The organism is Saccharothrix sp. AJ9571 (assembly GCF_021725495.1).
Taxonomy (GTDB): Bacteria; Actinomycetota; Actinomycetes; order Mycobacteriales; family Pseudonocardiaceae; genus Amycolatopsis; species Amycolatopsis magusensis.
In genome coordinates this window covers 7,249,244-7,271,867 of sequence record NZ_CP091382.1, presented here as the reverse complement: position 1 = coordinate 7,271,867, position 22,624 = coordinate 7,249,244, and the positions used below count along the sequence as shown (strand labels likewise).

General features: G+C 68.6%; 21 protein-coding genes and 1 pseudogene. 10 read left to right on the top strand and 12 right to left on the bottom strand.

Features of this window, described 5'->3' with window-relative positions:
• Positions 1 to 556: 556 nt before the first annotated feature.
• The 7 genes from L3Q67_RS32750 to L3Q67_RS32720 all read left to right on the top strand — a co-directional run bounded on the left by L3Q67_RS32750 (position 557) and on the right by L3Q67_RS32720 (position 6,543).
• Positions 557 to 1,372 carry a 3'(2'),5'-bisphosphate nucleotidase CysQ gene (locus tag L3Q67_RS32750; RefSeq protein WP_499185289.1) on the top strand — a complete coding sequence of 272 codons (816 nt, stop codon included), beginning with the start codon at positions 557 to 559 and terminating at the stop codon, positions 1,370 to 1,372.
• Entirely contained in the window at positions 1,369 to 2,268 is a 900-nt protein-coding gene (gene cysD / locus L3Q67_RS32745) for a sulfate adenylyltransferase subunit CysD (RefSeq protein ID WP_499185288.1), read from the top strand. Before L3Q67_RS32750 ends, cysD begins: the two co-directional genes overlap by 4 nt.
• Before the next feature lie 8 nt (positions 2,269 to 2,276).
• The gene (locus tag L3Q67_RS32740) at positions 2,277 to 3,515 is read left to right on the top strand and encodes a sulfate adenylyltransferase subunit 1 (protein ID WP_499191697.1); all 1,239 of its coding nucleotides are present in this window, start codon (positions 2,277 to 2,279) and stop codon (positions 3,513 to 3,515) included.
• Entirely contained in the window at positions 3,505 to 4,881 is a 1,377-nt protein-coding gene (locus L3Q67_RS32735; protein WP_499185287.1) for a bifunctional sulfate adenylyltransferase/adenylylsulfate kinase, read from the top strand. The genes L3Q67_RS32740 and L3Q67_RS32735 overlap by 11 nt, the downstream gene beginning before the upstream one ends.
• A 3-nt stretch (positions 4,882 to 4,884) precedes the next feature.
• Positions 4,885 to 5,766: a sulfite exporter TauE/SafE family protein gene (locus L3Q67_RS32730; RefSeq protein WP_499185286.1), complete on the top strand. Its 882-nt coding sequence runs from the start codon at positions 4,885 to 4,887 to the stop codon at positions 5,764 to 5,766.
• Positions 5,767 to 6,001: 235 nt separating this feature from the next.
• On the top strand, positions 6,002 to 6,241 hold the full coding sequence (locus L3Q67_RS32725) for a hypothetical protein (protein WP_499185285.1): 240 nt from the start codon (positions 6,002 to 6,004) through the stop codon (positions 6,239 to 6,241).
• Positions 6,242 to 6,270: 29 nt separating this feature from the next.
• Entirely contained in the window at positions 6,271 to 6,543 is a 273-nt protein-coding gene (locus L3Q67_RS32720; RefSeq protein WP_499185284.1) for a hypothetical protein, read from the top strand.
• A 340-nt stretch (positions 6,544 to 6,883) separates the two neighbouring features.
• On the opposite strand, the pseudogene cysC (L3Q67_RS32715) reads toward L3Q67_RS32720, so the two are convergent.
• The 7 genes and pseudogenes from cysC (L3Q67_RS32715) to L3Q67_RS32685 all read right to left on the bottom strand — a co-directional run.
• Positions 6,884 to 7,438: pseudogene (gene cysC / locus L3Q67_RS32715) on the bottom strand (adenylyl-sulfate kinase); the annotation flags it as partial.
• A gap of 2 nt (positions 7,439 to 7,440) precedes the next feature.
• On the bottom strand, positions 7,441 to 8,517 hold the full coding sequence (locus L3Q67_RS32710; RefSeq protein WP_499185283.1) for a GNAT family N-acetyltransferase: 1,077 nt from the start codon (positions 8,515 to 8,517) through the stop codon (positions 7,441 to 7,443).
• Positions 8,514 to 9,710, bottom strand: coding sequence for an MFS transporter (locus L3Q67_RS32705; RefSeq protein ID WP_499185282.1), 1,197 nt, complete (start codon positions 9,708 to 9,710; stop codon positions 8,514 to 8,516). The genes L3Q67_RS32710 and L3Q67_RS32705 overlap by 4 nt, the downstream gene beginning before the upstream one ends.
• Positions 9,707 to 10,936 (bottom strand): ATP-grasp domain-containing protein, encoded by a 1,230-nt coding sequence (locus L3Q67_RS32700; protein WP_499185281.1) that lies wholly within the window; start codon positions 10,934 to 10,936, stop codon positions 9,707 to 9,709. Before L3Q67_RS32700 ends, L3Q67_RS32705 begins: the two co-directional genes overlap by 4 nt.
• A complete protein-coding gene (locus L3Q67_RS32695; protein WP_499185280.1) occupies positions 10,936 to 11,406 on the bottom strand; it encodes an SET domain-containing protein in 471 nt (156 codons plus the stop codon). Before L3Q67_RS32695 ends, L3Q67_RS32700 begins: the two co-directional genes overlap by 1 nt.
• Positions 11,407 to 11,459: 53 nt before the next feature.
• Complete coding sequence (locus L3Q67_RS32690; protein ID WP_499185279.1) at positions 11,460 to 12,410, bottom strand: sulfotransferase family protein; 951 nt, start codon at positions 12,408 to 12,410, stop codon at positions 11,460 to 11,462.
• A gap of 760 nt (positions 12,411 to 13,170) precedes the next feature.
• Positions 13,171 to 17,061, bottom strand: coding sequence for an nSTAND1 domain-containing NTPase (locus tag L3Q67_RS32685; RefSeq protein ID WP_499185278.1), 3,891 nt, complete (start codon positions 17,059 to 17,061; stop codon positions 13,171 to 13,173).
• A 138-nt stretch (positions 17,062 to 17,199) separates the two neighbouring features.
• Here L3Q67_RS32685 and L3Q67_RS32680 point away from each other — a divergent pair, with 138 nt between their 5' ends.
• Positions 17,200 to 17,856, top strand: a complete 657-nt coding sequence (locus tag L3Q67_RS32680; RefSeq protein WP_499185277.1) for a response regulator transcription factor — start codon at positions 17,200 to 17,202, stop codon at positions 17,854 to 17,856.
• A gap of 603 nt (positions 17,857 to 18,459) precedes the next feature.
• Positions 18,460 to 18,627, top strand: coding sequence for a hypothetical protein (locus L3Q67_RS32675; protein ID WP_499185276.1), 168 nt, complete (start codon positions 18,460 to 18,462; stop codon positions 18,625 to 18,627).
• Between the two features lie 529 nt (positions 18,628 to 19,156).
• Here L3Q67_RS32675 and cysC (L3Q67_RS32670) read toward each other — a convergent pair.
• The 5 genes from cysC (L3Q67_RS32670) to L3Q67_RS32650 all read right to left on the bottom strand — a co-directional run bounded on the left by cysC (L3Q67_RS32670) (position 19,157) and on the right by L3Q67_RS32650 (position 21,874).
• The gene (gene cysC / locus L3Q67_RS32670) at positions 19,157 to 19,819 is read right to left on the bottom strand and encodes an adenylyl-sulfate kinase (protein ID WP_499185275.1); all 663 of its coding nucleotides are present in this window, start codon (positions 19,817 to 19,819) and stop codon (positions 19,157 to 19,159) included.
• A 218-nt stretch (positions 19,820 to 20,037) separates the two neighbouring features.
• Entirely contained in the window at positions 20,038 to 20,202 is a 165-nt protein-coding gene (locus tag L3Q67_RS32665; RefSeq protein ID WP_499185274.1) for a sulfotransferase, read from the bottom strand.
• Positions 20,199 to 20,924: a 3'(2'),5'-bisphosphate nucleotidase CysQ gene (locus L3Q67_RS32660; RefSeq protein ID WP_499185273.1), complete on the bottom strand. Its 726-nt coding sequence runs from the start codon at positions 20,922 to 20,924 to the stop codon at positions 20,199 to 20,201. The genes L3Q67_RS32665 and L3Q67_RS32660 overlap by 4 nt, the downstream gene beginning before the upstream one ends.
• A 69-nt stretch (positions 20,925 to 20,993) precedes the next feature.
• On the bottom strand, positions 20,994 to 21,125 hold the full coding sequence (locus tag L3Q67_RS32655; RefSeq protein ID WP_499185272.1) for a hypothetical protein: 132 nt from the start codon (positions 21,123 to 21,125) through the stop codon (positions 20,994 to 20,996).
• 71 nt (positions 21,126 to 21,196) lie between these two features.
• On the bottom strand, positions 21,197 to 21,874 hold the full coding sequence (locus L3Q67_RS32650; protein ID WP_499185271.1) for a sulfotransferase family protein: 678 nt from the start codon (positions 21,872 to 21,874) through the stop codon (positions 21,197 to 21,199).
• 90 nt (positions 21,875 to 21,964) lie between these two features.
• Here L3Q67_RS32650 and L3Q67_RS32645 point away from each other — a divergent pair, with 90 nt between their 5' ends.
• Positions 21,965 to 22,624: an O-methyltransferase gene (locus L3Q67_RS32645; protein ID WP_499185270.1), complete on the top strand. Its 660-nt coding sequence runs from the start codon at positions 21,965 to 21,967 to the stop codon at positions 22,622 to 22,624.

Here is a 22,624-nt window from a genome sequence, read left to right as displayed (position 1 = left end):
ACACGCAATACCCCCAGGTAGCGTGAAACGTAGGCTTGAGCCCGAATTGGCCGCGGACCACTCGCGGACTTGCCCACTATCGCCATCTGTTCGTGATCTGTCAACGCCCCGATCCGGGGGCCGAACGCGGTCGCGACGGGCCGCGGAACCCGGCCGCTCACCTCTCCAGCGCAACGAAAGCCTTTCTGGACAGCGGAAGGACCGCAGGCTGACGATGCTTAGGAACCCAGACTATCGGACAGCTGACTTGCACCCGGTGCAGCACCGGCGCCGCCCCTACTCCACCCGTGAACACCGGATTGGAGTACCGCCACCGCCGAACCCACGACCCTGTCCTGGCAAACGGGGTAATTTCCCGGCAAAATGCGCACATATGCACAGATCGCGGCCACGTCCGTGAATATCTGCCGAGTTGCGAGTACGGTGACTCCCATCGAGGGCCGTTCGGCCGCGCACTGGGGATTCCAAAGCAAGACACGGCACGCGCGGGCACCGCAGGGCCCGTTCTCCCGTCCCGTTTTCGCATTTCGCGAGAACGGCAACCGCACTTTGGGGAATGATGATCAGAACCTCGGCAGGCCGCTGGCCGACCTCGTCGGCGGGGCCGGCGTACCGGGCCGCGCCGGACTCCGACGACCATTGGCTGGCCCACGACCTCGCGCGGGGAGCGGGCGAACTGCTGCTCGAACTGCGCGCCACCGGCTCCGGTTCCGCGCTCGGCGCCGAGGGCGACCGCCGCGCCGACGAGTTCCTCCAGCACCGCCTCGCCGACCGGCGCCCGTCCGACGCCGTGCTGTCCGAGGAATCCGCCGACGACCACGCGCGGCTGGACGCCGACCGGGTCTGGATCATCGACCCGCTCGACGGCACGCGAGAGTTCGGCCAGCCCGGCCGGGCGGACTGGGCGGTGCACGTCGCGCTCTGGGGTGACGGCGTGCTGATCGCCGGCGCGGTGGCGCTTCCCGCGCAGGACCGGGTCTTCTCCACCTGGCGGACGCAGCCCCCGCCGCCGGACCCGGATCCGCGCGTGCTGCTGGTCAGCCGCAGCCGCCCGCCGCACCTGACCGTGCCGCTGGCCGAGCGGTGGGGCGCGACCGTGCGCTCGATGGGTTCGGCCGGCGCGAAGGCCGCGGCGGTGCTCCAGGGTGCCGGTACCGCCTACGTGCACACCGGCGGCCAGTACGAATGGGACTCCGCCGCGCCGGTCGCCGTGGCGCTGGCGCACGGCCTGCGCGTGCGGCGCCTCGACGGCTCGGCCCCGCGGTACAACCACCCGGACCCGGCCATGCCGGACATCGTCATCTGCCGCCCGTCCTCGGCGGACGAGTTGTGGGCCGCGCTCGACGAACTGCGTGCCGGGGAGCGGCGGTGACCCCCGGGCGGCGCCTGCGGCAGTTGGAATCCGAGGCGATCGCGATCATCCGCGAGGTCACCGGGTTCCGCAGGCCCGCGTTGCTGTTCTCCGGCGGTAAGGACTCCGCGGTGCTGCTGGAACTCGCCTGCCGGGCCTTCGCCCCGGCCCCGCTACCGTTCCCGTTGCTGCACATCGACACCGGGCACAACTTTCCCGAGGTCCTCGGCTACCGCGACGCGACCGCCACCCGCCACCGTGCCCGGCTGCTGGTGGCCTCGGTCGAAGACGCGGTGCGTGACGGGGTCCTGCCCGCCGCCGCGCTCGGCGGCGAAAGCCGCAACAAGTTCCAGTCGAAGGTGCTGCTGCACACCATCGGGCAGCACGGGTTCGACGCGCTACTCGGCGGCGCCCGGCGGGACGAAGAGAAGGCGCGCGCGAAGGAACGGGTCTTCTCTCTGCGCGACACCTTCGGCCGCTGGGATCCGCGCGCCCAGCGGCCGGAGCTCTGGGAGGTGCCGAACACCCGGCTCGCGCCCGGCCAGAACATGCGGGTGTTCCCGCTGTCGAACTGGACCGAACTCGACGTGTGGACCTACATCGCCGCCAGGGACGTACCGCTGCCGCCGCTGTACTTCGCGCACGAGCGCGCGGTGTTCGAGCGCGACGGCATCCTGCTCGACGCCGGCACACCCGCCCGACGCGAGCACGACCCGGCCCCGGTGGTGCGGTCGGTGCGCTATCGCACGGTGGGCGACATGACCTGCACCGGCGCCGTGCTCTCCACCTCGCGCACCGTCGCCGAGGTGCTGGAGGAGGTGCTCGCGGCCCGGATCACCGAGCGCGGCGCGACCAGGGCCGACGACCGGGTCGGCGACGCTGCCATGGAGGACCGGAAGAAGGAGGGCTACTTCTAGTGGGGGAGATGTTGCGCGTCGTCACCGCGGGTTCGGTCGACGACGGGAAGAGCACGCTGGTGGGCCGCCTGCTGCTGGACACCGATTCGGTGGCCGACGACCACCTCGACGAACTCCGGGCCGCCGCGGCCGGGCGCGGTCAGGCCGAGCCGGACCTGGCCCTGCTCACCGACGGCCTGCGGGCCGAACGTGAACAGGGCATCACCATCGACGTCGCCCACCGCTACTTCCGCACCGCCCGGCGGGCGTTCGTCTTCGCCGACGCCCCCGGGCACGAGCAGTACACGCGCAATATGGTCACCGCGGCGTCCACCGCGGACGCGGCACTGCTGCTCACCGACCTGTCCGCCGGACTGACCACCCAGACCGCGCGCCATCTGGCCGTACTTGCCACCATGCGGGTGCCCAGGCTGGTCGTCTGCGCGAACAAGATCGATCTCGCCGGGTACGCCCGCGAGCCCTTCGAACGAATGCGCAACGCCCTCGAAGCGACCGCCCGGCGGCTGGGCATGCCCGTCCCGGTGGTCGTGCCGTTGTCCGCGCGCCACGGGGACAACGTCGTCGAACGGTCCGCGCGGACCCCGTGGTACGACGGGCCGGTCCTGCTCGACTATCTCGAAACGGTGGGCACCGGCGAGTCCGGCAGCCGCAGCGCACTGCGTCTCCCGGTGCAGACCGTGTTGCAGCAGAAGGAAAACGGCCGCATCGAGCGGTGGTACGCCGGGCGGCTCGCGGCGGGCGAGGTGCACCGGGGCACGCCGGTGCGGGTGCTGCCCGGTGGCTCGCGCACCACGGTCACCGCGGTGCGCGACGGCGGTGGCGAGGTGGCCACGGCGGACACCGGCACCTCGGTGGCGGTGACGCTGACCGACGACGTGGACCTCTCGCGCGGTGGCATGCTGGCCGCCGCGGACGAAGGCCCCGTGGTGGCAGGCGAACTGCGGGCCGCGGTGTGCTGGCTCGACGAGCAGCCGCTGAAACCGGGCGCGGTCTACGCGCTGCGCCACACCAGCCGGTGGGTGCGCGCGGTCGTGGAGCGCGTCGAGCACCGGCTGGAACTGCCCGCGCTGACCGAAGTGCCCGCGGACCATCTGGACCTCAACGACATCGGCGCGGTGGTGCTGAAGCTGTCCGAACCGGTCTTCGCCGACCGCTACGCCCGCAACCGGGTGACCGGCAGCTTCGTGCTCATCGACGAGACCACCGCCGCGACGGCGGGTGCCGGCATGGTTGACGATGCTCGCTGAACCGGGCACGAAGGTGCCGATCCAACTGTCCACAATGGACTGCGATGTCCACGAGCTGTTCGCCTGGGGCGCCCTGGACCCGTTGCCGGGCTATCTCTCCCGGCGGAACCTGGCGCAGGTCCGCCGGAGCGGCCAGCTGGCCGACGGCACGCCGTGGCGCTGGCCGTGGCGGTTGCGCTCCGAGGCCGCGGTGCCGGAGGGCTCGGCGATCACGTTGCTCGAGCCCGAAGGACAACGCCTCGGCACGGTCGAGGTCGCCGAATGCTGGGCCGCCGAGAACGGGCACCTGATCTCCGGCGCGATCCTGCTCGACGCGGTGCCGCGTACCGGCGCGTTCCAGGCACTGCGCCGCCCGCCGGACAACGCACCACGATCCGGCAGGGTCGCGCTCGCGGTGGACGGACCGCTCGAGCCCGCGGTGGTCCGTGGTGCGCTTCGCGAGGCAGCCGAGAGCGGCAGTCCATTGCTGCTGATGCCGTTACTGGGCACTGAAGGCACCGGGGTCTCCCCCGCGACCGTCGCCGCCGTGCGCGCGGTGCGCGCGTCCGCCGAACTGCTCGGTGACGAGGTCGAGATCGCCGGGCTGCCGTTGCCGCCGAGTTGGTCCCGGACCCCGGAACTGCGCTGGCTCACCGCGAAGGCCGCACACCGGTTCGGCGCCGAGGTCCTGCTGACCGGTGGGCCCACCGTAACCGCGTCCGGCGATGCGATGGCGGCGGCGGTGCGCCGTTGTCCGGAGGGTCCGGACCCGGACCCGGCTCTGCGGAGTGCCCTCGAAGCGGTGTCGGCCGCTTCCCGCCCACCGGACGACAGCGCTGGTCTGGTCGTGCTGCTCACCGGTCTGCCCGCGTCGGGGAAGTCGACGCTGGCCCGTGGCCTGCGCGACTGGCTGACCAGCTCGACCTCCCGCACGGTCACTCTGCTCGACGGGGACATCGTGCGGAACACGCTCTCGCCCGATCTGTCGTTCTCCCGCGCCGATCGGCTGCGCAACCTCACCCGGCTGGCCACCGTCGCGGCCGAATGCGCCCGGCACGGCGGTGTGGTGGTCTGCGCACCAGTCGCACCGCACGAGGAAGGCCGTGAACTGTTCCGCCGTACGGTCACCCAGGTGGCGAACTTCCTGCTGGTCCACGTCGCGACGCCGGTCTCGGAATGCGCGCGGCGAGACCCCAAAGGGCTCTACGCCGCCGCGGCCGCCGGGCAGTTGCGCGGGCTGACCGGGGTGGACGATCCGTACGAAGTGCCATTCGACCCGGACGTGGTGGTCGGCGCCGAACCCGGGGAGAACGCCGTCGAGCGGGTGCTGGACCCGCTCCTCCAGCGCGGGTGGGTGCGCCGGGGTGCCTGGGAAGCGGACGGCTGACCCGTGCTGTCGCTAATCTGCGCCGGTGCGGTGGTCGGGCTGCTCGTCGGGTTGACCGGGATCGGCGGCGGCGCCCTGCTCACGCCGCTGCTCGTGCTGGTCTTCGGCCTGCCGCCGACCGCCGCGGTGTCCAGCGACCTGCTGGTCGCGCTCGGGCTCAAGCTCACCGGCGGCGCGGTGCACCAGGCCAGGGGCGACGTGCACTGGCCGATCGTGCTGTGGCTTTCGGCGGGCAGCGTGCCCGCGGCCCTGGTCGGACCGGTGGTTACCAAGCTGATCGGCCCCGCCCCGGCGCTGCACTCGGCACTGAAGACGACCATCGGGGTGGTGCTGCTCGTGGTCGCGCTGGTGACCGTGCTCGCGGTGCACCGCTGGCGGCCCGGCGGCGCCCGGCGGCCGGATCTGGTGGCGGTCCGGCGCGCCAGGACGGTGGCGCTCGGCGCGGTCACCGGCCTGCTGGTCGGCTTCACCTCGGTCGGTTCCGGTTCGATCGTGGCCGCGAGTCTGCTGCTGCTCTACCCCGCGCTGCGGATGTCCGCCCTCGTCGCCACCGACATCGTGCAGGCGCTGCCGATGGTCTTCACCGCCGCGGTCGGCCACGCCGTCCTCGGCGACTTCCACCTCCCCATCACCTGGCCGTTGCTGCTCGGCGGCGTGCCGGCGGTGATCGCCGGGAGCATGCTCGCCCCGCGCCTGCCCGCCCGGTTGCTGCGGAACTCGCTGGCCGTCCTACTCGCCTCGACCGGTACGTCCCTGCTCACCGCCCACCTGCCGATCATCCTCTCGGCCGGTGCGGCCACTGCGGCACTCGCCGTCTACCGGACCACCCGCGCCCGGAAAGCCGCCCCCGAGCCGGCCACGGCGAGCGAACCGCCGCCGGCATGACCGTCCATTAAGGAGGGTCCTGGTGGAAAGGGTGCTGGGACCGCAGCCGCACAGGACTAAGTCGATGACGAGTAACGAGAAACCCACGAGGTCGACGGGCGGCGGGCACCGTTGGCGCCGCCAAGGGCGTGCTGCCGTCGTTCAGCAACCGGCTTCGGCTGGAGTTCATGGGGGGTCTAGTTCGATCTCGATTCCGAATCGATCTCAGCTGGAGTCGCGGCAAGTCAGGGTTAACTTGAAGATCTGGCTGACCGAGGTCGAGCAGATCAAGGCCGCGGCTGGCTTCGAGCCCGACATCGGTGCCGGCCGCGCCGCCCGCTATGCCGCTGCCACCACCGCGGCACCGGCGCGACAGTTGGAGGCGCTCACCGCAGCGGACGCGGCGGCCGTAGTCCGGTGCGGCACCGGCCGTGGGCGGGAAAGATCGAGCCGTGCTCGCCGAGGCCCTATAGTGGCGGGCGAGCCGCCATGGTGATCACCGGGAGGTGAATCCTCGATGAGCAAGTGGTTCCGGCGCGGTCGGCCTCAGAGCTGCTGCGGTTCAAGGCGGAGGCCAGCGGTGCGGCGCACCGGACGATCCGGCTGTACGAGGGCCTGCGGCGGGCCACCGTGGAGGAGATCGTCGGTGCGGTGGAACGCGGCCTGCGCGACCACACCCGGATTCTGGCGCTGATCTGGGTGCACTTCGGCCTCGCCACGGAGCGCAGCCGTCGCCTTCGCTCCGGCGGACCCATGTCGGCGAGATCCGCACCCAGTTCGCCGGCCACGGCCTGGTGAACGCCGGCGGTCGGACCCCGCTGACGAGGATGCACGGGGCCGGCCGGCCTCGCGGGCCCTGGTCTCCACCGTGGAATGGACGCTGCTGAGCACGGCCGGGCGACGGCCGCCACGGTGATATGGGCGCCGCGTTCCCACAGCGCCGAGTGGATCGCCCAGTCCGTGCAGCCCGAGCGCGCGGTGCCGTCGAGCGGATCGCACCTCGTTGGAGCACACGTCGCCCTCGGCGCGCAGGTCGGCGTCAGGGGAAGCGCCGTTGCGCGCGTTCAGCAGCGACCGTCCCACCCGTTCGGCCAGGTCTGCGGTCAACTCTTCGTCTGCCGTCTGTGACGAGCCCGTCGAGAAGGATCGCGGCGTGGTCGGCCGGATCGCCGTCGCCGGGCCGCAGCACCAAGTCGGGGCTGTGGGGCGCCTCGTACGGGTCATCCACGCCGGTGAACCCGGTGATCTCGCCACGCCGGGCCTTGGCGTACATGCCCTTCGGGTCGCGCTTGGCACACACCTCCAATGGCGTATCGACGAACACCTCCACGAAGCGCAACCCGGCGGCCGCGTGGATGGCGCGGGCGTTGTCCCGGTCCGCTCGATACGGGCTGATCAGGGACACGACCGCAACCAGCCCGGCATCGGCGAACATGCGGGCGACCTCGGCCGTACGCCGCACGTTCTCCGCGCGGTCCGCAGCGGTGAAGCCGAGACCGGCGTTGATCCCGTGCCTCAGGTTGTCGCCGTCGAGCAAGTACGCCGGACGTCCGGAGGCGACCAGTTGGCGCTCCAACTCGGCGCCGACGGTGGACTTCCCGGAAGCTGACAGGCCGGTCAGCCACACCGTCATGCCCTGGGTAGCGCGCTCGGCGCGGGTGACGGCCGACTCGTGCCACACCACGTTCGGGGCGGTCACGGTTCAACCCAGCCGGGCGGGACGTCCAACTGCCCTATCGAGTACTCCCGCTGCCAGTCGCGCAGGACGCTCGCGTTCCGGCCCCGCCAGCCCTCGGAACTGTCCGGGGGAAGATTGAGGCCCCACAACGTCCGCAGCGTCGCGCCGCGGCGCACCTTCGCGGTGTACGACTCGCGCCCGAGATGCAGGCTCCGGTACCCGTTGTCGTAGGCGTATCGCAGCGGCTCGTACATGTAGAGCGAGAAGTACTCGCCTGCGCCACCTACGTTGGCGTAGTCGAACCCGACGATGCGGCCGTAGAGCGTGTCGCGCCAACTGTAGAACAACGCGCATGCGCGCAGCTTGCCCCGTACGCGCAGAGTGAAGACCCTGGTGAATGGGTCCAGCGCGTCTGCCTGTGCGGACAGCCCCTTCCTGCATGTCTCCGCTGTATCGGAGTGGCCGTACTTCCGCTGCACGTTCGCCACCAGTGGTCCTGCCTCGTACCAGCAGTCGCTCAGCCGTTCGACGGCCACCTCGTGTCCGGTCTCGGCAAACCGCCGCAGCTCCTTGCGCACCGCGTACGAACGCCGCGCCCCCAGGTGCGCCAAGTAGTCGGCGAAAGTGTCTCCGACCAGCGATATCCGGGCGTCCATCGCTAGCAGCGTCGGCTGCGCTTGCGGCCGCATCCGCCGGAGTTCTTCCGCGCCGGAGCTACTCAGATAGAGGAAGGCCAAGCAGTCTTTCTCAGCCGTCTCCAACAGCGCGGTCAACGCGGATACCCGGTCCGTATCGGAAAGACTCGGGTCCACGAGCACGTCGTTGACGTACGCCTGCCTAGTGCCCGCTATGAGATAATCCGGTGCGACGCGATAGTACCTGTTGGTTTCGTTCTCCACGGCGTAAAGCGGAAGGGCCGCCAGCAGACGACTGCCGCCGGAAAGCAGCAGGTATTTCGCGGTGGCACTGGTGTCCCGTTCGACAAACGACAACCACTCATGGGAGAGATAGAATGAAGTGGCCCCGGACAACCCGTTCCAGTCGCCCGGAGACACCTCGGCCATGCAGTTCACTGTGGTGATGTCGCCGTTCACGCCACCGCCTCCCGTCTGACTTGGCGGCGGATGCGCAAAAAGCACATCGCCGCCACCATTCCGACGACGAGGTTTAGCGTCCAGAACAGCCCCATCGAGTCGTGGCTGCTGGCCTCCGCATAAAGGAAGCCGCCGCCGAGGTTGCCCAGTACGCCGCCGACAGTCCAGCCTAGCGAGGCGAAACCGAGCGCACCAGCCAAACCTGCCGACGGGGCCGCCTCGGCAGCCACCACGTCTATCATCGGAACGACGAGAATCTCGCCGAAGCTGAAGACGATGACGAACAGCACCAGCCACCACAGCGTGCCACCCAGGCCGAGTAGCAAGAACGACACGCCGACGAGCCCGGTCCCGGCGGCGAGCATGCGCCAGCTGTCCAGCCGCCGATGGAGGCTCGTGACCAGCGAATACTGCAACACGACGCCGACCACAGCGTTGACCGCGAACAGGAAGCCGACCTTGCCCTTCAGCCCGTATTCGTCGTTGGCATATAGCGGGAAAGTGAACATGAACTGGGTAAACAGGAACCAGAATCCGGCGCTAACCGCGGCCAGTCCGACGAGCGTTCGGTTACCGGCCAGTGCACGAAACTGCTTTCCGACTCCCGCGTCCGCGTTCTCCCGGACATCCCGGGGCTGTGCCAGCCAGATGAGTATCGCGCCGAGCGCAAGATACATCGCCGCCGCCCCGTACAACGCGACGGCGAATCTGCCGAACAGCAACCCGCCGATCATCGGCCCAATAGCCGAGCCGAGATTCACCGCCATGCTGCGCAACGCGAACGCGGCTACCCGGCGCTCACCGGAAACCGCCGCGAGAACCGCTTTGCCCACGACGGTGAGAATCGCGTTGCCGAAGCCAAGCGCCAGCGCGTTGAGGACGTGCGCGGCGGTCGCCGTCGTCACGGCGAACCCCACGAATCCCCAGCAGGAGAGCATCACACCGGCGACCAGGACGCCACGGTCGCTCCACCGGTCGGCGACGATTCCCGCGAACACCTGCGAACCCTGGCTGGATACGGTGAACACGGCGAGGATAAGGCCGATCCGCTGCGGCGAGTTATCCAGCGCGGAGGACAGGTAGACGGCCAGCAGCGGCACGATCATGAAATACCCAGTGCTGAGCGCGAAGAACGCGCAGGAAAGCGCCGCGGCCCGGCCGGGGAGTTCGGTGCTCCGCATCGTGATCTTCATGCCAGCTCGACCCGGGCCTCACGCGCGAGAGTCTCCAGCCGCGACACGCAATCCTCCACGCTGCGCGCCGTCGCGACGCCGTAGCCGAAGCGGTCGAGGTACAACCGTCCGGGCTGCGCGTGCACCTCGGCGCCGGGCTCGAGGAGCCACGCCGTGTCCCGCAACCACTCCGGCTCGCCGAACCCAGCACGCCAGCCGACGGAGACGACCGTGCCGGGGCCGCCCGGGTAGAAGAACCGCACACCCGCGACGCCGGAGTGGGTCGCCGCGAGCTCGGGTGTCCGTCCGGCGGCGACGTCTCCGGAGGCCAGGGCGATGTCCACCCCGGTTGCCAACTCGGCGAGCTGAGGGATCAGGTCGCCGCCAGAGCGACCGTTGACCTCCACGATGCGGGGGCCCGAGCTGGTCAACCGGACCTCGGTGTGCGTGACGGCGTTGTCGATACCCAGCGCGGCATGCGCCTGCACGAGGAGTTCGCGAACTGCGTCCGGGTCCGACACAATCAGCTCCGGGGCAGCAACGACGTGCCCGAGCTCCTCGAATGCCGGCGGGAACCCGCTGAGCTTTTTCGCGTACACGAGCGGGGTGACAACACCGCCGGTGACGACGCTGTCGACGCTGATCTCCGGCCCGTCCAGGTACTTCTCGACCATGATCCCGGCCTGGTGCTCCCACGGCTCGGTCAGGTGGTTGGCCTGGGCGCGGCCGATCGCCAGGTCCAGCTCACCGGGGTCGGCAGCCAGCGACACGCCGAAGCTGGCCGATAGCGACCGTGGCTTCACAACAACCGGATACCCGATCTCCGCGGCGGCCTTGAGCCCCTGCTCGGTCGAGGTGATGTGCGCGAAGCGGGCGGACGGTACACCCGCCTCGGCAAGAGCCGCCCGCGTCGCGTACTTGTCGCGACAGCGGCGCGCGGCCTCCGGCGGACACTGGGGGAGCCCGAGCCGCTGCGCGACCTCGGACGCGAGCACGACGCACGGTTCGTAGTACGTCAGTACTCCAGACACCGAGTGCCGCTCGGCGATCCTGCTGGCGGCGGCGAAGATCCGCTCGGGCTCGTCCGGTTCGATTAGTGCGTGGTCGGCGATATAGCGCTTCTCCCAGGTCACCGGCCACGGGCTGAGCAACGTCAGCCGGTAGCGGGCCGACAGCCGCATCAGCATGTACTCGCGGTACTCTCGCTGGCCGCCGACCAGCACGAGCAGCGTCGGCCGCTCAGCCATCAGACACTCGCCGGAGACGCTGAGAACGCCGGGCGAACCCCGCTGCGGAGCCGTTCCCGGATGTGCGCGTTCAACTCATACTGAGCCAACAGCATGTCCGGAACGAACGCCGCGCCAGCCACCAGGCGAATACACCTGGGCGACTGACATCCGCAGGCGAACGGCGTCACCATCTCCCATTCGGTGGACGGGTAGAAGAACACGACCTCCTCACCGCCGATCAGCGGCCGGATGGCTCGCACCTGCATCGACGTCGTGTCGATGAAGATATTCGGCTCGCAGGAGTGGTTCAGATAGGAGTAGGGCGGCTCGTCGATGTGAAGACCGTTTCCGACCGAGATACTGTACTTAGTTACTGTCGTCTTTAGTTCACATTCTCTCAGGTCGGCTATGATGTCAAATGCGGCTGCCGGCGAACCGACGGCTAGGCCATTACCAGCGTTCCGTCCGGTGAGCACAGCGAACTCCATGATCTCTCCCCTTATTCATGATGAACGCTCGCGTTTCGGCATCTTTCGATCAGTTAGCGGTCGTATCCGTATGATGTGAGGACATCGGCGAAGCGGGCGGCTGCGGTCGCTCGGTTCTCCGGCGTGTATTCCTCGCGCCAAGACCCGATCTGGCCCTTGTAGAAGGTGAAGGAGTCGCGCCGGTACAGCGACGTGCATAGCTTTTCCGGATCGTCGTCGCGACCGAGGAATTCCAAGATCCTGGCCACCGACGCCTCCTGAGCCGACGCCGACCCGCTGCCGGAGGGGCCAATCAGATCCTCGAATGAAACCGTGCATACCCTGGGGTGATGCAGCAGCCAGAGCATACGCTCGTGATCATTAATACCCGGGAAGGACGGGTCCGAGAGCGCGTAGCTGACCTGTTCGGCCAGGGTTTTCTTCGACGCCAGGATCTCGTGGAACATGGTGAAATCGCTGAACTTCCCGTACCCTTTCGACGTCTTACCGAGCAAGAAATTGACCATCGACAAAGTAGCGTCGCGGGGATCCCGGTACATGAAGACTATTTTCGGGCAGCCGGTCTCATGCCACTCTTTGAGGAATGCACCGTCGACCCGGGTAACATCCAGTTCAGGTAGGATCCAGCACGTATTCTCCGGGGTTTCACTGAAAGACGTCGAAGCCGTACAGCGTAACGCCTGAACTATCAATTCCTTGTTGACGAGCTGCGATCCGTAGCGGCTGACCAACGGCATGCCGAGCCGGGACTGCCATGCCCAGCCCAGTGCCTCCCAGGCGTCGTCGGCCGCATTGTCGTGGCGATCATCTCCGTAGACCAGCCGTGCGATCCGCCGACGTTCCCCGGCGGAAAGCGCAGGACGGAACTCGTCAGGAATCCGGGATTGCCCGTAAAGTTGATACCCCAACGCGATCATGAGTTCTTGGATCAGATGTGTGCCCGACTTCATCAGTGCAACGACGATGACACGGCTTGCGGCCCCCGAATCACGCTCCGGCCTCATGGCCTCTCCCCTGACCTAGATAATCCCCACCCTTTGCTGACAATTCTTTCGGTGGCCGCGCCGCGCAGACAATCCGCCAGACAGGTGGTCTTCGTCACCACACATCGGCCAAATAGTCCAGCTGCAGTTCGTCACGTGGCTGGTCGGGTGAGCCGAAACCCGGCACGGCCACGACAGTGATCATGGGTGTTTGCGGGGACAATTCAAGATCGTATGGTGGCCGCCGCTGCCAGCGTCGACCCCGTGCTGTGGCGGCCGTTGCTGGGCGAGGAGTGCCCGGCTCGCGGGCCGGTTCCGTTGTGCGTAGGCTCGCCGCCGCGCGGCACTGCCGTGCTACGACATGCACACAGCTGCGACAGCTTGACAGTTCATATAACAACGGACTACCTCACCGAAATCTTCACCGACCCCGACCGCCACGACGTCGCGCTTCTGCCCGGCCGCGACTGTGTCCGCCGTCAGGAACAGGAGAGCACGCCTGGTAGGTGCTTTTAGCCTGACGCAGCAGATAGATCGTGTTCTGGAGCTGGGATGCCATGGGCACGTACAAATCGAGAGTCCACCGGTCGCCGAATAATCGGTCGTGTGGGCCCAAGACTTCGGCGAAGCGGTACGAAAATCCGGGAAGCCGATCCCAATATCGACCATCACCCCCGCCTGAGGCGTCACCTGATCACACCTGCCGGGAAAAGGCTCAGCATCCGCTCGACGAGCTTTCCTTGTATCGTCGCACCTCACGAGGTGTGTGCCGCCGCGCAAGCTACCCGTCGGCCGGGCAGGGTGGGGCGTAGTCGAACTGGGGGACGTACGACTTCCACAGCTCCGCGTCCAGCACCGCGCGCGTCGTGGCGCAGATGCGGTCTGCTGCGTGGGCGACGTCCAGGTCCCACAGGCGAACGACACCATCGCCCGATCCCGTGGCCAGCTGGTGATTCACGGGATCGAAGACGACCTGGACGGGTGCTTCGCTCGTGGTGGTGAGCGGGTCAGCGAGCAGGGCCGGGCTGCTCGGCTCCCGCACGTCCCACAGGCGGACCGCCCCGTCGGCGCTTCCGGTCGCCAGCGTGCGGCCGTCCGCGCTGAACGCCACCGACGTCACCGACGCCTGGAATCCCCCCAATGGGGCACCGAGTCCTACGACGCGGTCCGGGTCCCGGACGTCCCACAGCTGGACGGTACGGTCGTCGGAAGCCGTCGCCAACACCGTGTCGGCGGGGCTGAACGCCACCGACAGCACCCCATCGGTGTGACCTCGGATCGTCTGTGCGCGTTCGGCTCCCGACGACCGGATATGCCAGAGCTGCACGGTCTTGTCGGCACTCGCCGTGGCGAGGAGACCGCCGTCCCGGCTGAACGCGGTTCCGCGGACGTAGTCCGTGTGGCCGTCCAGCACGGGCTGGAGCTGTCGTGGGTTCGCCGGGTTGGACAGGTCCCAGAGCACGGTCGAGTAGTCGTCGTTCCCGGTGGCGAGGAGGGTGCCCTCCGGCTGGAAGGCGACCGCGCCGGCATAGCGGATCGCCACGGGGAGTGAGCCCAGCGCGGCGGGGTGTCCCGGGTTGGCGACGTTCCACAGCCTCGTGGTCCGGTCACCGGACACCGTCACCAAGGTGCGTCCCGGCGCGTCGATCGCGACGTGGCTGACGTAGCTGGTGTGGGCGGTGATCGGACCGCCGAACGGCTCCGGGTGCCGCGAGCCGGTCAGGTTCCACAGCCTGACCGTGGTGTCGGACGAGGCGCTGGCCAGCACCCGGCCGTCGAGGCTGAGCCCGAGTGCGTTCACGGAGGAGTAGTGCCCGACCAGCAGCCCCGGTGGCAGCGACCACAGGTTGGTGGTGTTGTCGGTGGTGCCGGTGGCGAGTGACCGGCCGTCGGGGCTGAACCCGACCGAGAAGTTCCCGCCGACGTGCTGGGTGAGTGGCTGCCCGACCTGGCTCGCCCGGGTGGGGTCCGAGACGTTCCACAACCGAACGCTGCCGTCGTATGCCGCACTGGCGAGCAGCCGCCCGTCCGAGCTGAAGACCGCCTGCCACACCGACGCCGTGTGGCCGACGAGGGCTTGGCCTGCTTCTTCGAGCGCCTGGTCGTTCCCGGCCCGCCACAGCCGGATCACCTTGTCCCCGCCGCTGGCCACCAGGCGCCCGTCCGGGCTGAACGCGACGGAGTGCACCGTCGCGCTGTGCGCCTGGGCCACCAGGGCGGGCGACACCGGCCGGCCCGCTTCGCCGAGGGTCCACAACCTCACCGTCCCGTCGTCGCTCCCGGCGACGACCTTCGTGGAGTCGGGGCCGAAGGCCACCGTTCGCACCGGGCCCGCGGCTCCGGTGAGCGGTTCGCCGGCCGGTGCCGGGTTGGCGCGGTCGTGGATGTCCCACAGGCGGACCGTCGCGTCCTCGTTCGCGGTGGCGACAGTGTGGCCGTCGGCGCTGAAGGCGACTTGATAGATCGTGCCGCCCCGGCCGTCGACGGGTGCGCCGAGCGGCTCGGGGTTCCGGGGATCGGAGACGTCCCACAGTCTCAGGGTCTCGTCGTCGCCCGCGGTGATCAGCGTGCGCCCGTCCGGGCTGAACACCGCCGTGGACACCCAGCCGCGATGGCCCGTGAGCGGCGCGCCGAGCGGACGGGGGCGGCTGCGGTCGTGCACATCCCACAACCGGACCGTGTGGTCCTGGCTCGCGGTCGCGAGCAGCCGGCCGTCCGGGCTGAACGTGGTCTGATAGACGTCCCCGGTGTGGCCTTTCAGCGGTGTCGAGAGCGGGGTGTTCTGGCTGGCCAGCAGTCTCGATCGAACCTGCTCGTCCGCCGGCCGCAGCTGGTGGGCCACCAAGTCGAGCTGAGCGGCGAGCGAGGGGTCCGTGGCCCGTAGCCGGTCGGCATCGGCGACGAGCTGGCGGAACTCGGCATCGTTGCGCTGGTTGAACGCCACGACCGCCGCGGTCGCCGCGATCAGCGCGAACACGCAAACGACGGCCACCGCGGCGCGCGCCCTCCACGTGTTCCTTCGCCAATGCTTCGCCGACACCGCCAGGAAGTCCCTGGCGGTGCGGGTCAGTTCCACCGATTCCGTCCACTGCACCGAGCTTTCCAGCCGGGCGCCCCGGTACAGCGATGACGCATCGCGTCCCTGGCCGTCCCAGCTCCGCGCGTCGCTCTCGATGCGCTGGCGCACCAGGTTGCCCTCCCGGTCGTGGTCGATCCACTCACACAGCCGCGGCCAGGCCCGCAGCAGTGCCTCGTGGGTGATCTCGACAGTTTTCGAGTCCAGCGTGACCAGTCGCGAGCGCGCCAGGACCTCCAGGACGCGTGCCGCCCGGTCCGGAGAGATCTCCACGAGTTCGTCCCTGGTGGCGCGTCTGCGGGTGTCGTTGGTGTCCGAGCCCACGTGCACCAGCCGGAGGAACACCGAACGCGCGGCTTCACGCTCGGTGTCGTCCAGCTCGGCCCAAGCCCGCTCCGCGGTGGACGCGATCGCCCCACGGATACCGCCGGTGGCGCGATACCCGGAAATCGTCAGCTTGCCGCCCTGCCTGCGTTGCCACGTGGCCAGCAGCGCGTGGGACAGCAGGGGCAGCGCGCCCGCGGTGTAGGTGGCCTGGCGCCGGCCCCCGCTCACACCGAGGTCCTGGAGTAGGAGGTCGACCAGGCCCTGCTCCATCTTCAAGCCGACCTTCCTGGCCGGCCGGGTGATCGCGTCACGCAGTTCCGACACTGTCATCGGCCCCAGCGCCATCGACCGGTTCTGCAGTGCCTCCGCGAGTTCGGGGTACTCCAGGCAGTGCGCGTAGAAGTCCGCGCGAACGCCGAGGACGACCAGCACGACCCCGCTCCCGGACAAGACGTGCAGCACCTGGACGAAGGCCCGCACCTCGTCCTCGTCCTCGCACTCGGTGAAGACCTCCTCGAACTGGTCCATGATCAGCACCAGCCGCGCGGCACCCGCTTGCCGCACGTGTACGACGGCCGCGGCACGCACTGCCCCGGCTTCGTGCCCCTCCCGCGAAACGACGCTGCGGAGTTCGGGAATCCGGCGGGTCAACTCCGCCAGCGGCTCCGCGCCCGGCACCACGGTGGTGACCCGCCGGTCACCGGCCGCGGCGGAAGCCAGACCGGCTTGCAGCAACGAGGACTTGCCGACGCCGGAAGCACCGATGACCATCACCAGCCCGCCGGTGTCCGCGCCCTCCTCCAGGCGTGCCGTCAGTTCCGCCGTGGCCTTCTCTCTGCCGAAGAACCAACCGGCGTCCTCCGGCCGGAAAGAAGCCAGACCGCGGTAAGGGCACAGCGGCTCTTCCGGCGCCGCACCGGGTTCCGGCGTCTTCACCCGGCTCGACGCGGCCGCCTGCCACCAGTCTTTCCACGCCCGCAGGTCGTACAAGCCGTCCACCGGCGGCCGCGGCGTGGCCGACGAGGCCTTCCGGATCAACGGCACCAGCACGGCGGCCAGTTGCCTGAACCGGGCAGGCACGTTGCGACCGCGACGCCAATCGCTGATGCGCTGTGCGGGGACGACCACCGGCTGGCGCCGGTCGTCGGTCACGCGTGAACTCGCCACCCACTGCGCGACCCGGCGCAGCGGCGGGTCACCGGCGGTGGCCAGCAACAAGGTGAACCGATCGGTGAACAACTCACGGGCCTCGTGTTCGTGTTCGGTCAACCCCGCACCCTCTCCACCCGGCCGGACCGGACAACCGACTTTATCGCCTGACCTGCGCTGATGCGCCGCAGGGGCACCGCGCACCCGGCTCCGCGTCGTAGCGTTCGCCGCACCGCACTCTCATGGGAGGAAGCCCTCGTGACAGCCGAATCGATCACCGCGGTGATTGTGGACGACCACGCGGCGATCGCGGCGGGCGTGCGGTACTGGTGTGAGCGGGCCGAACCGCCGATCCGGCTCATCGACGCCGGGGCGCGGCTGGCCGTCGTGTGGACCGGGCCGGGCGCCGCCGCGGACGTGGTGATCTTCGATCTGGAGCTACTGCCGGGAAGGCCGGAGTTCGGGGAGCTTCGCCGGCTGGTCGACAGTGGACGCCGGGTGGTGGTGTACGCGCCGCACGCCGACCACGCCACCGCGATCAAGTGCGTCCGCATCGGCGCGCTCGCGTACCTGTCGAAGCAAGAAGGGCCGGAGCACTTCGTGCCTGCCATCCGCGCGGCCGCGCGAGGCCTACCCTACACCGCCCCGCCACTGTCCGGCGGGGGCGACGCGCCCGGGCCGCGGTTGTCCCCGCGCGAGGTGGAGGTCCTGCGTGCCTGGTTCGCCTCGATGTCCAAGCAGCTCGTCGCCGCGCAGCTCCACATCACCGTCAAGACCGTCGATACGCACATCATGAGGGCACGGGAGAAGTACGCCAGGGCCGGGCGCCCCGCCCGCACCAAGAGCGACCTCATCTCCCGGGCACTCGACGACGGCGTCATCACCCTGTCCGAACTCAACCAGGCCGCCTTGTGAGGCGCGCAGAGGTCGGGCCGGGCATCCTGTAGCTCGATAGCGGGGAAAGCCGTCCGGCAAATGAAAGTACAACAATCGACGGCTTCATGAGGCCTGTGGCTATCGGCCACCGACCGAGTTCGAGACCCTGTACGAGCTAGGCGACCTGACCAGTCTGGTCGCCTGCCCCCAGTAACGAGTCTCTACCGAACCCGGCGCGGTTCACCGTGCCGGACGGGGTGTGCAAGACACCGATCGAGACCGGATGCGCCGAACCCGCCGACGACAACTACATCGACGCCGTCCTCGCCCTCGACCAGCGGACCGGCACGGTGGCGTGGGCACGTAAGCCCCTGACTGCGGACGCATACAACGCCAGCGACCCCACCGGTCCCGACTACGACTTCGGCTCCAACTTCTACACCACACCCAGCGGCCGCCAACTACTCGGCATCGGCCAGAAGAGCGGCCGGTACTGGGCACTCGACCCCAGCACAGGCCGGATCCCCTGGCAGACCGCCGACCCACAAGGCGCGGGCGACGCCGGCTTCGTCACCACCGCCAACGGCATCGTCTACGCCAGCTCCCAGGCTCCCAGGCTCCCAGGCTCCCGACGGCGAGAACATGTACGCCCTCGACGCCGCCACCGGAACCATCCGATGGCGCTACCCCAGCGGCGGCACCGTCATCGCCGGCGCCGCCGTCGTCAACGGCACCGTCTACTGGGGATCCGGCTACTACTACCCGGAAGGCGTCGACAACGACACCTTCTACGCCTTCAGCCCGCGGTGACCGTCCGAAACAGATCCGGCGACCAGCGGTCAGCTCGCGATGGTCTGGGGCTGGTGGACATCGGTGGCGGTGCGCACGAACTGGGCGAGGTGCGGCGCCCTGGCACCTTCGGCCCAGGCGATGGAGACTGTAGGGGGTGGCCTCGACGACCGGTCGGAAGACGATGTGCGGCCGAGAGTGCGCCTCCGCCAAGGACTTGGGGATCAGCGCGACGGCCTGGCCAAGGGCCACCACCTCAAGGCACCGGTCGACGTCGAGCAGTAATACTGTGTCGACGCGGTACCGGAGTCAACCTTCGTGTGCTCCTACTACCTGGCCCACCGTGGCGTGTCCCAGCGGGCGACCGCCCTCCCCCTGGACCGGATCGACACACTCGGCACCCCGCGAATCGATCTGGCGATCAACATCCACAGCTTCTCCGAGATGCCCGTCACGGCGACGGAGGCACGGCTGGCGTGGCTGTCCAGGCATTGCCCTCGCCGTCGACGACCACTTCATGCGCTAGGAGCTGTGTCGCTGCTGCTGTCCTTCAGGACCGACGTCTCGGCGTCACGACGCCCATGTCCCGCAGCTGGGCCAGGATCTCCTCGGTGGCTTCCCGGACTGTGCGCACCGTGGTGTCGACCCGAACCTCCGGACGCGCGGGTGGCTCATAGGGTGAGTCGATTCCGGTGAAGTCCTTCAGATCGCCGCTGCGCGCCTTGCGGTAGAGCCCTTTCGGGTCGCGGGCCTCGGCTACCGCCAGAGGCGTGTCGACGAAGACCTCGCAGAACTCGCCTTCTTCGACCAAACCTCGCGCGAACTCACGTTCGGCGGCGAAGGGTGAGATGAACGACACCAACACAACGAGTCCCGCGTCGGCCATGAGCGCCGCGACCTCGGCGACCCGCCGGATGTTCTCCTGACGCTCGGCGTCGCTGAAGCCCAGGTCTCGACTCAGCCCGTGCCGGATGTTGTCGCCGTCCAGCAGGTAGGTGTGCGTGCCCTGCTCGTGCAGGCGCTTTTCCAACTGGTCGGCAATGGCAGACTTGCCGGCACCGGACAGTCCCGTGAACCAGATGATCATCGGGCCGTGCCCGATCAGCCGTACCCGCGCCGGCTTGTCGACGGTCGCCCGCTGCCAGTGGATGTCCGAGGAGATCGGCGTATTCGACAGGTACTGACAATCACCACGGTGTTCTCGCGTCCCCACGTGAGCTTCCCCCTCCGTCCGGTGATGGCTGTTCGATCGACCGGAAGTCCAGATGGAACAGTGGTGGCCACAGATCAGGCAGCTCCGCGGTCAGATCCGAGCACTGGTGGACCCGCGTGACGGGCTGCCTGTTCGACGCGGGGTTGTCGTCCTTCGGGTCCATGAAGGACCCCACCAGTTCGCGTCTGGCGCAGCTTCCGCGCAGCGGATCGGGAACCTCACCGACGTAGAGCACGTTTCGCGTCCCGGGTGGGGGCTGCCCGAAGTACCAGTAACTCGAAGGCCGTGAGCAGGTGATAGCAGGGCCCGAAACCGGGCATCTCCAACGCGGCCTTCACCGACAACGTCCCGGTGCGGCCGAAACCTGCGCCAATGACCTTCATGACACGTGCTCCGCTCCCCTGATCGCCGCGAGCATGAGATCCCGATGTTCTGGCCGGCACACCACGAGGTCCGATAGCCAGGCCCCGGGGCGGTTGTACACCAGCGGTGCGCCGTCGAGCCGGGAAACGTGGCACCCGGCCGTCGCTGCCACTGCCACAGGCGCGGCGGAGTCCCACTCGTACTGCCCGCCACCGTGGACGTAAGCGTCCACCTCACCGAGCACAACGGCAGCGATCTTGACCCCGGCCGAGCCCATGGGGACGACGTCGGCGCCCAGCAGGGTCGCCAGCCGCCGGGTGAGCGCAGGCGGCCGGGTTCGGCTCACGGCCAGGCGCAGACCGCCGGTCCGGCACGTTTCGAGCTTCTGATCCGTGGTGCTCAGCACGGTGTCCCGTGCCGGTATCGCCACGGCGCCGGCAACGAGTCGGCCACATTCCCACAGCGCCACGTGAACCGCCCAGTCAGTCCGGCCGGACTCGCCGAACTCCCTCGTCCCGTCGAGCGGATCGATGATCCAGACGCGCGGCCGGGTGAGGTGCGTAGCGTCGTCGATCCCCTCCTCGGAAAGGATCGCGTCTCCCGGGCGCTGCCGTCCGAGCGCGGCGGTCAGGTATTCGTGGGATCGCCGGTCGCCGAGCGCCCGCAGTGCGGCGGGATCGTCGAAACCGATCTCGGTACGCAGATCCAGCAGCACCTTCCCCGCCGCGGTCGCCAACCGCACGGCGAGGTCCTCATCGTCCGAAGGGTTCGATTCCGGCATCTGGCTTACTCTTTCGTGGTCGAGACGATGTCATCCGAGGTGCGCGGCCGGTGAAGTGCCCAGCACCGTGTCCGTGTCGCTCAGGGCCTGCACGGCGACATAGTCCGCGCGCTGGGCGAGCGGGATCGCGGTCTCGAGACCGTTCTTCGCGACCGTGGCCACCGGCGCCAGTTCACCGGCGTGGAAGACACGACTGTGAGCGTGTCAGGATCACGTCTGTGAGCGTGTCAGGATCACGTCGCTTCTGGAGCGGCGGTGTTCTCGTGCAGGCGGTGGCGAACCTGCCCCCAGAAGGCGTCGGAATCGTTGAGGCGGGGGAACGGCTCGGCCGGCACCGGTACGCCGAGGAAACTACACAACGGCTCCCAGCCCTCGGTGACCGAGTACACGAGCAGCCGGTCGGCCGGCACTTCTCGGCGAACGGCGGCGTTGTGCTCGGCGTAGGCACGCAGGGCGTGTGCGCGGTCGGTGAAACGTCCACCGAAGAACCTCTCCCAGATCAGCTTGCGATTGAATTCGTGCATCGCTCTGACACTGGAAACGTGCTCGCGCGCCGCCTCGACGAGCTCGTTGCCGGCGTTGCCGCCGGTCAGCTCGTAGATGGTGTTCCGCACACTGTCGTACCATTGCTGCGGATCACGCTCGGTCAGGATCGCCTTCGCCTCCGGGTAGTACGACAAGAGCTCCCGCCAGAATGCCGCGCCCGGCCAAGCCACACTGGACCCGTAACCGGCGAAAAGCGTACCCACGTCGATCGCGTCGCCGTCCGCAGCGGCGTGCCATGACCGAAGCCGTTCAGGGTGGTCGAGCACATAGCGGCTATGGAAGCAGGGGCCAAACCCCAGCCGTTCCAGCGCGGCCTTGAGTGACACCGTGCCGGTACGCGCGACCCCGACGCCGATTACCTTCACGCCCGTTCACACTCCTCATTCTTATTGGACAGATGTGAGCAGAGCCAGCGTTGCTGGCCGGCGGAGTCGAAGTAGCGATATGATCGCATCGTGGCAGATCAGATCACAGCGACTCCAGAAATCCTCGACTATGTTCGCCATGTTTCCCTTCGAGACGATCCGGTCCTGGCTGAGCTTCGGGAACTGACGACGAACCTGCCGGGTGGCGCCATGCAGGTCATGGCGGAGGAGGGCCAACTGCTGGAGCTCCTCGTGAGATTGTCCGGCGCGACCTCGGTACTGGAAATCGGCACCTTTACCGGCTACAGCACGCTGTGCATGGCACGTGCACTTCCACCGGGCGGCACAGTCGTCACCTGTGACATCAGTGAACGGTGGCCCGCGATCGCCGTCGACTACTGGAAGCGCGCCGGAGTGGCCAGCCGCATAGACGTTCGCATCGGCGACGCGAGGCAGACACTCGCCACCCTCACCGACGAGCGGGGTCGCGACAGTTTCGACTTCGTGTTCATCGATGCGGACAAGACCAACTACTGCGCTTATTACGAGGCCGCGCTCACCCTCGTCCGGCCGGCGGGTCTCATCGTTATAGATAACACGTTGTTCTTCGGCCGTGTAGCTGATCCAGCCATCGAAGATCCGGACACTGTTGCGATCCGAACGCTCAACGCGTCGCTGCGCGACGATCCGCGGGTGGATATTTCGCTGCTCGCGATGGCCGACGGCATAACCCTCGCACGCAAGAAGTAG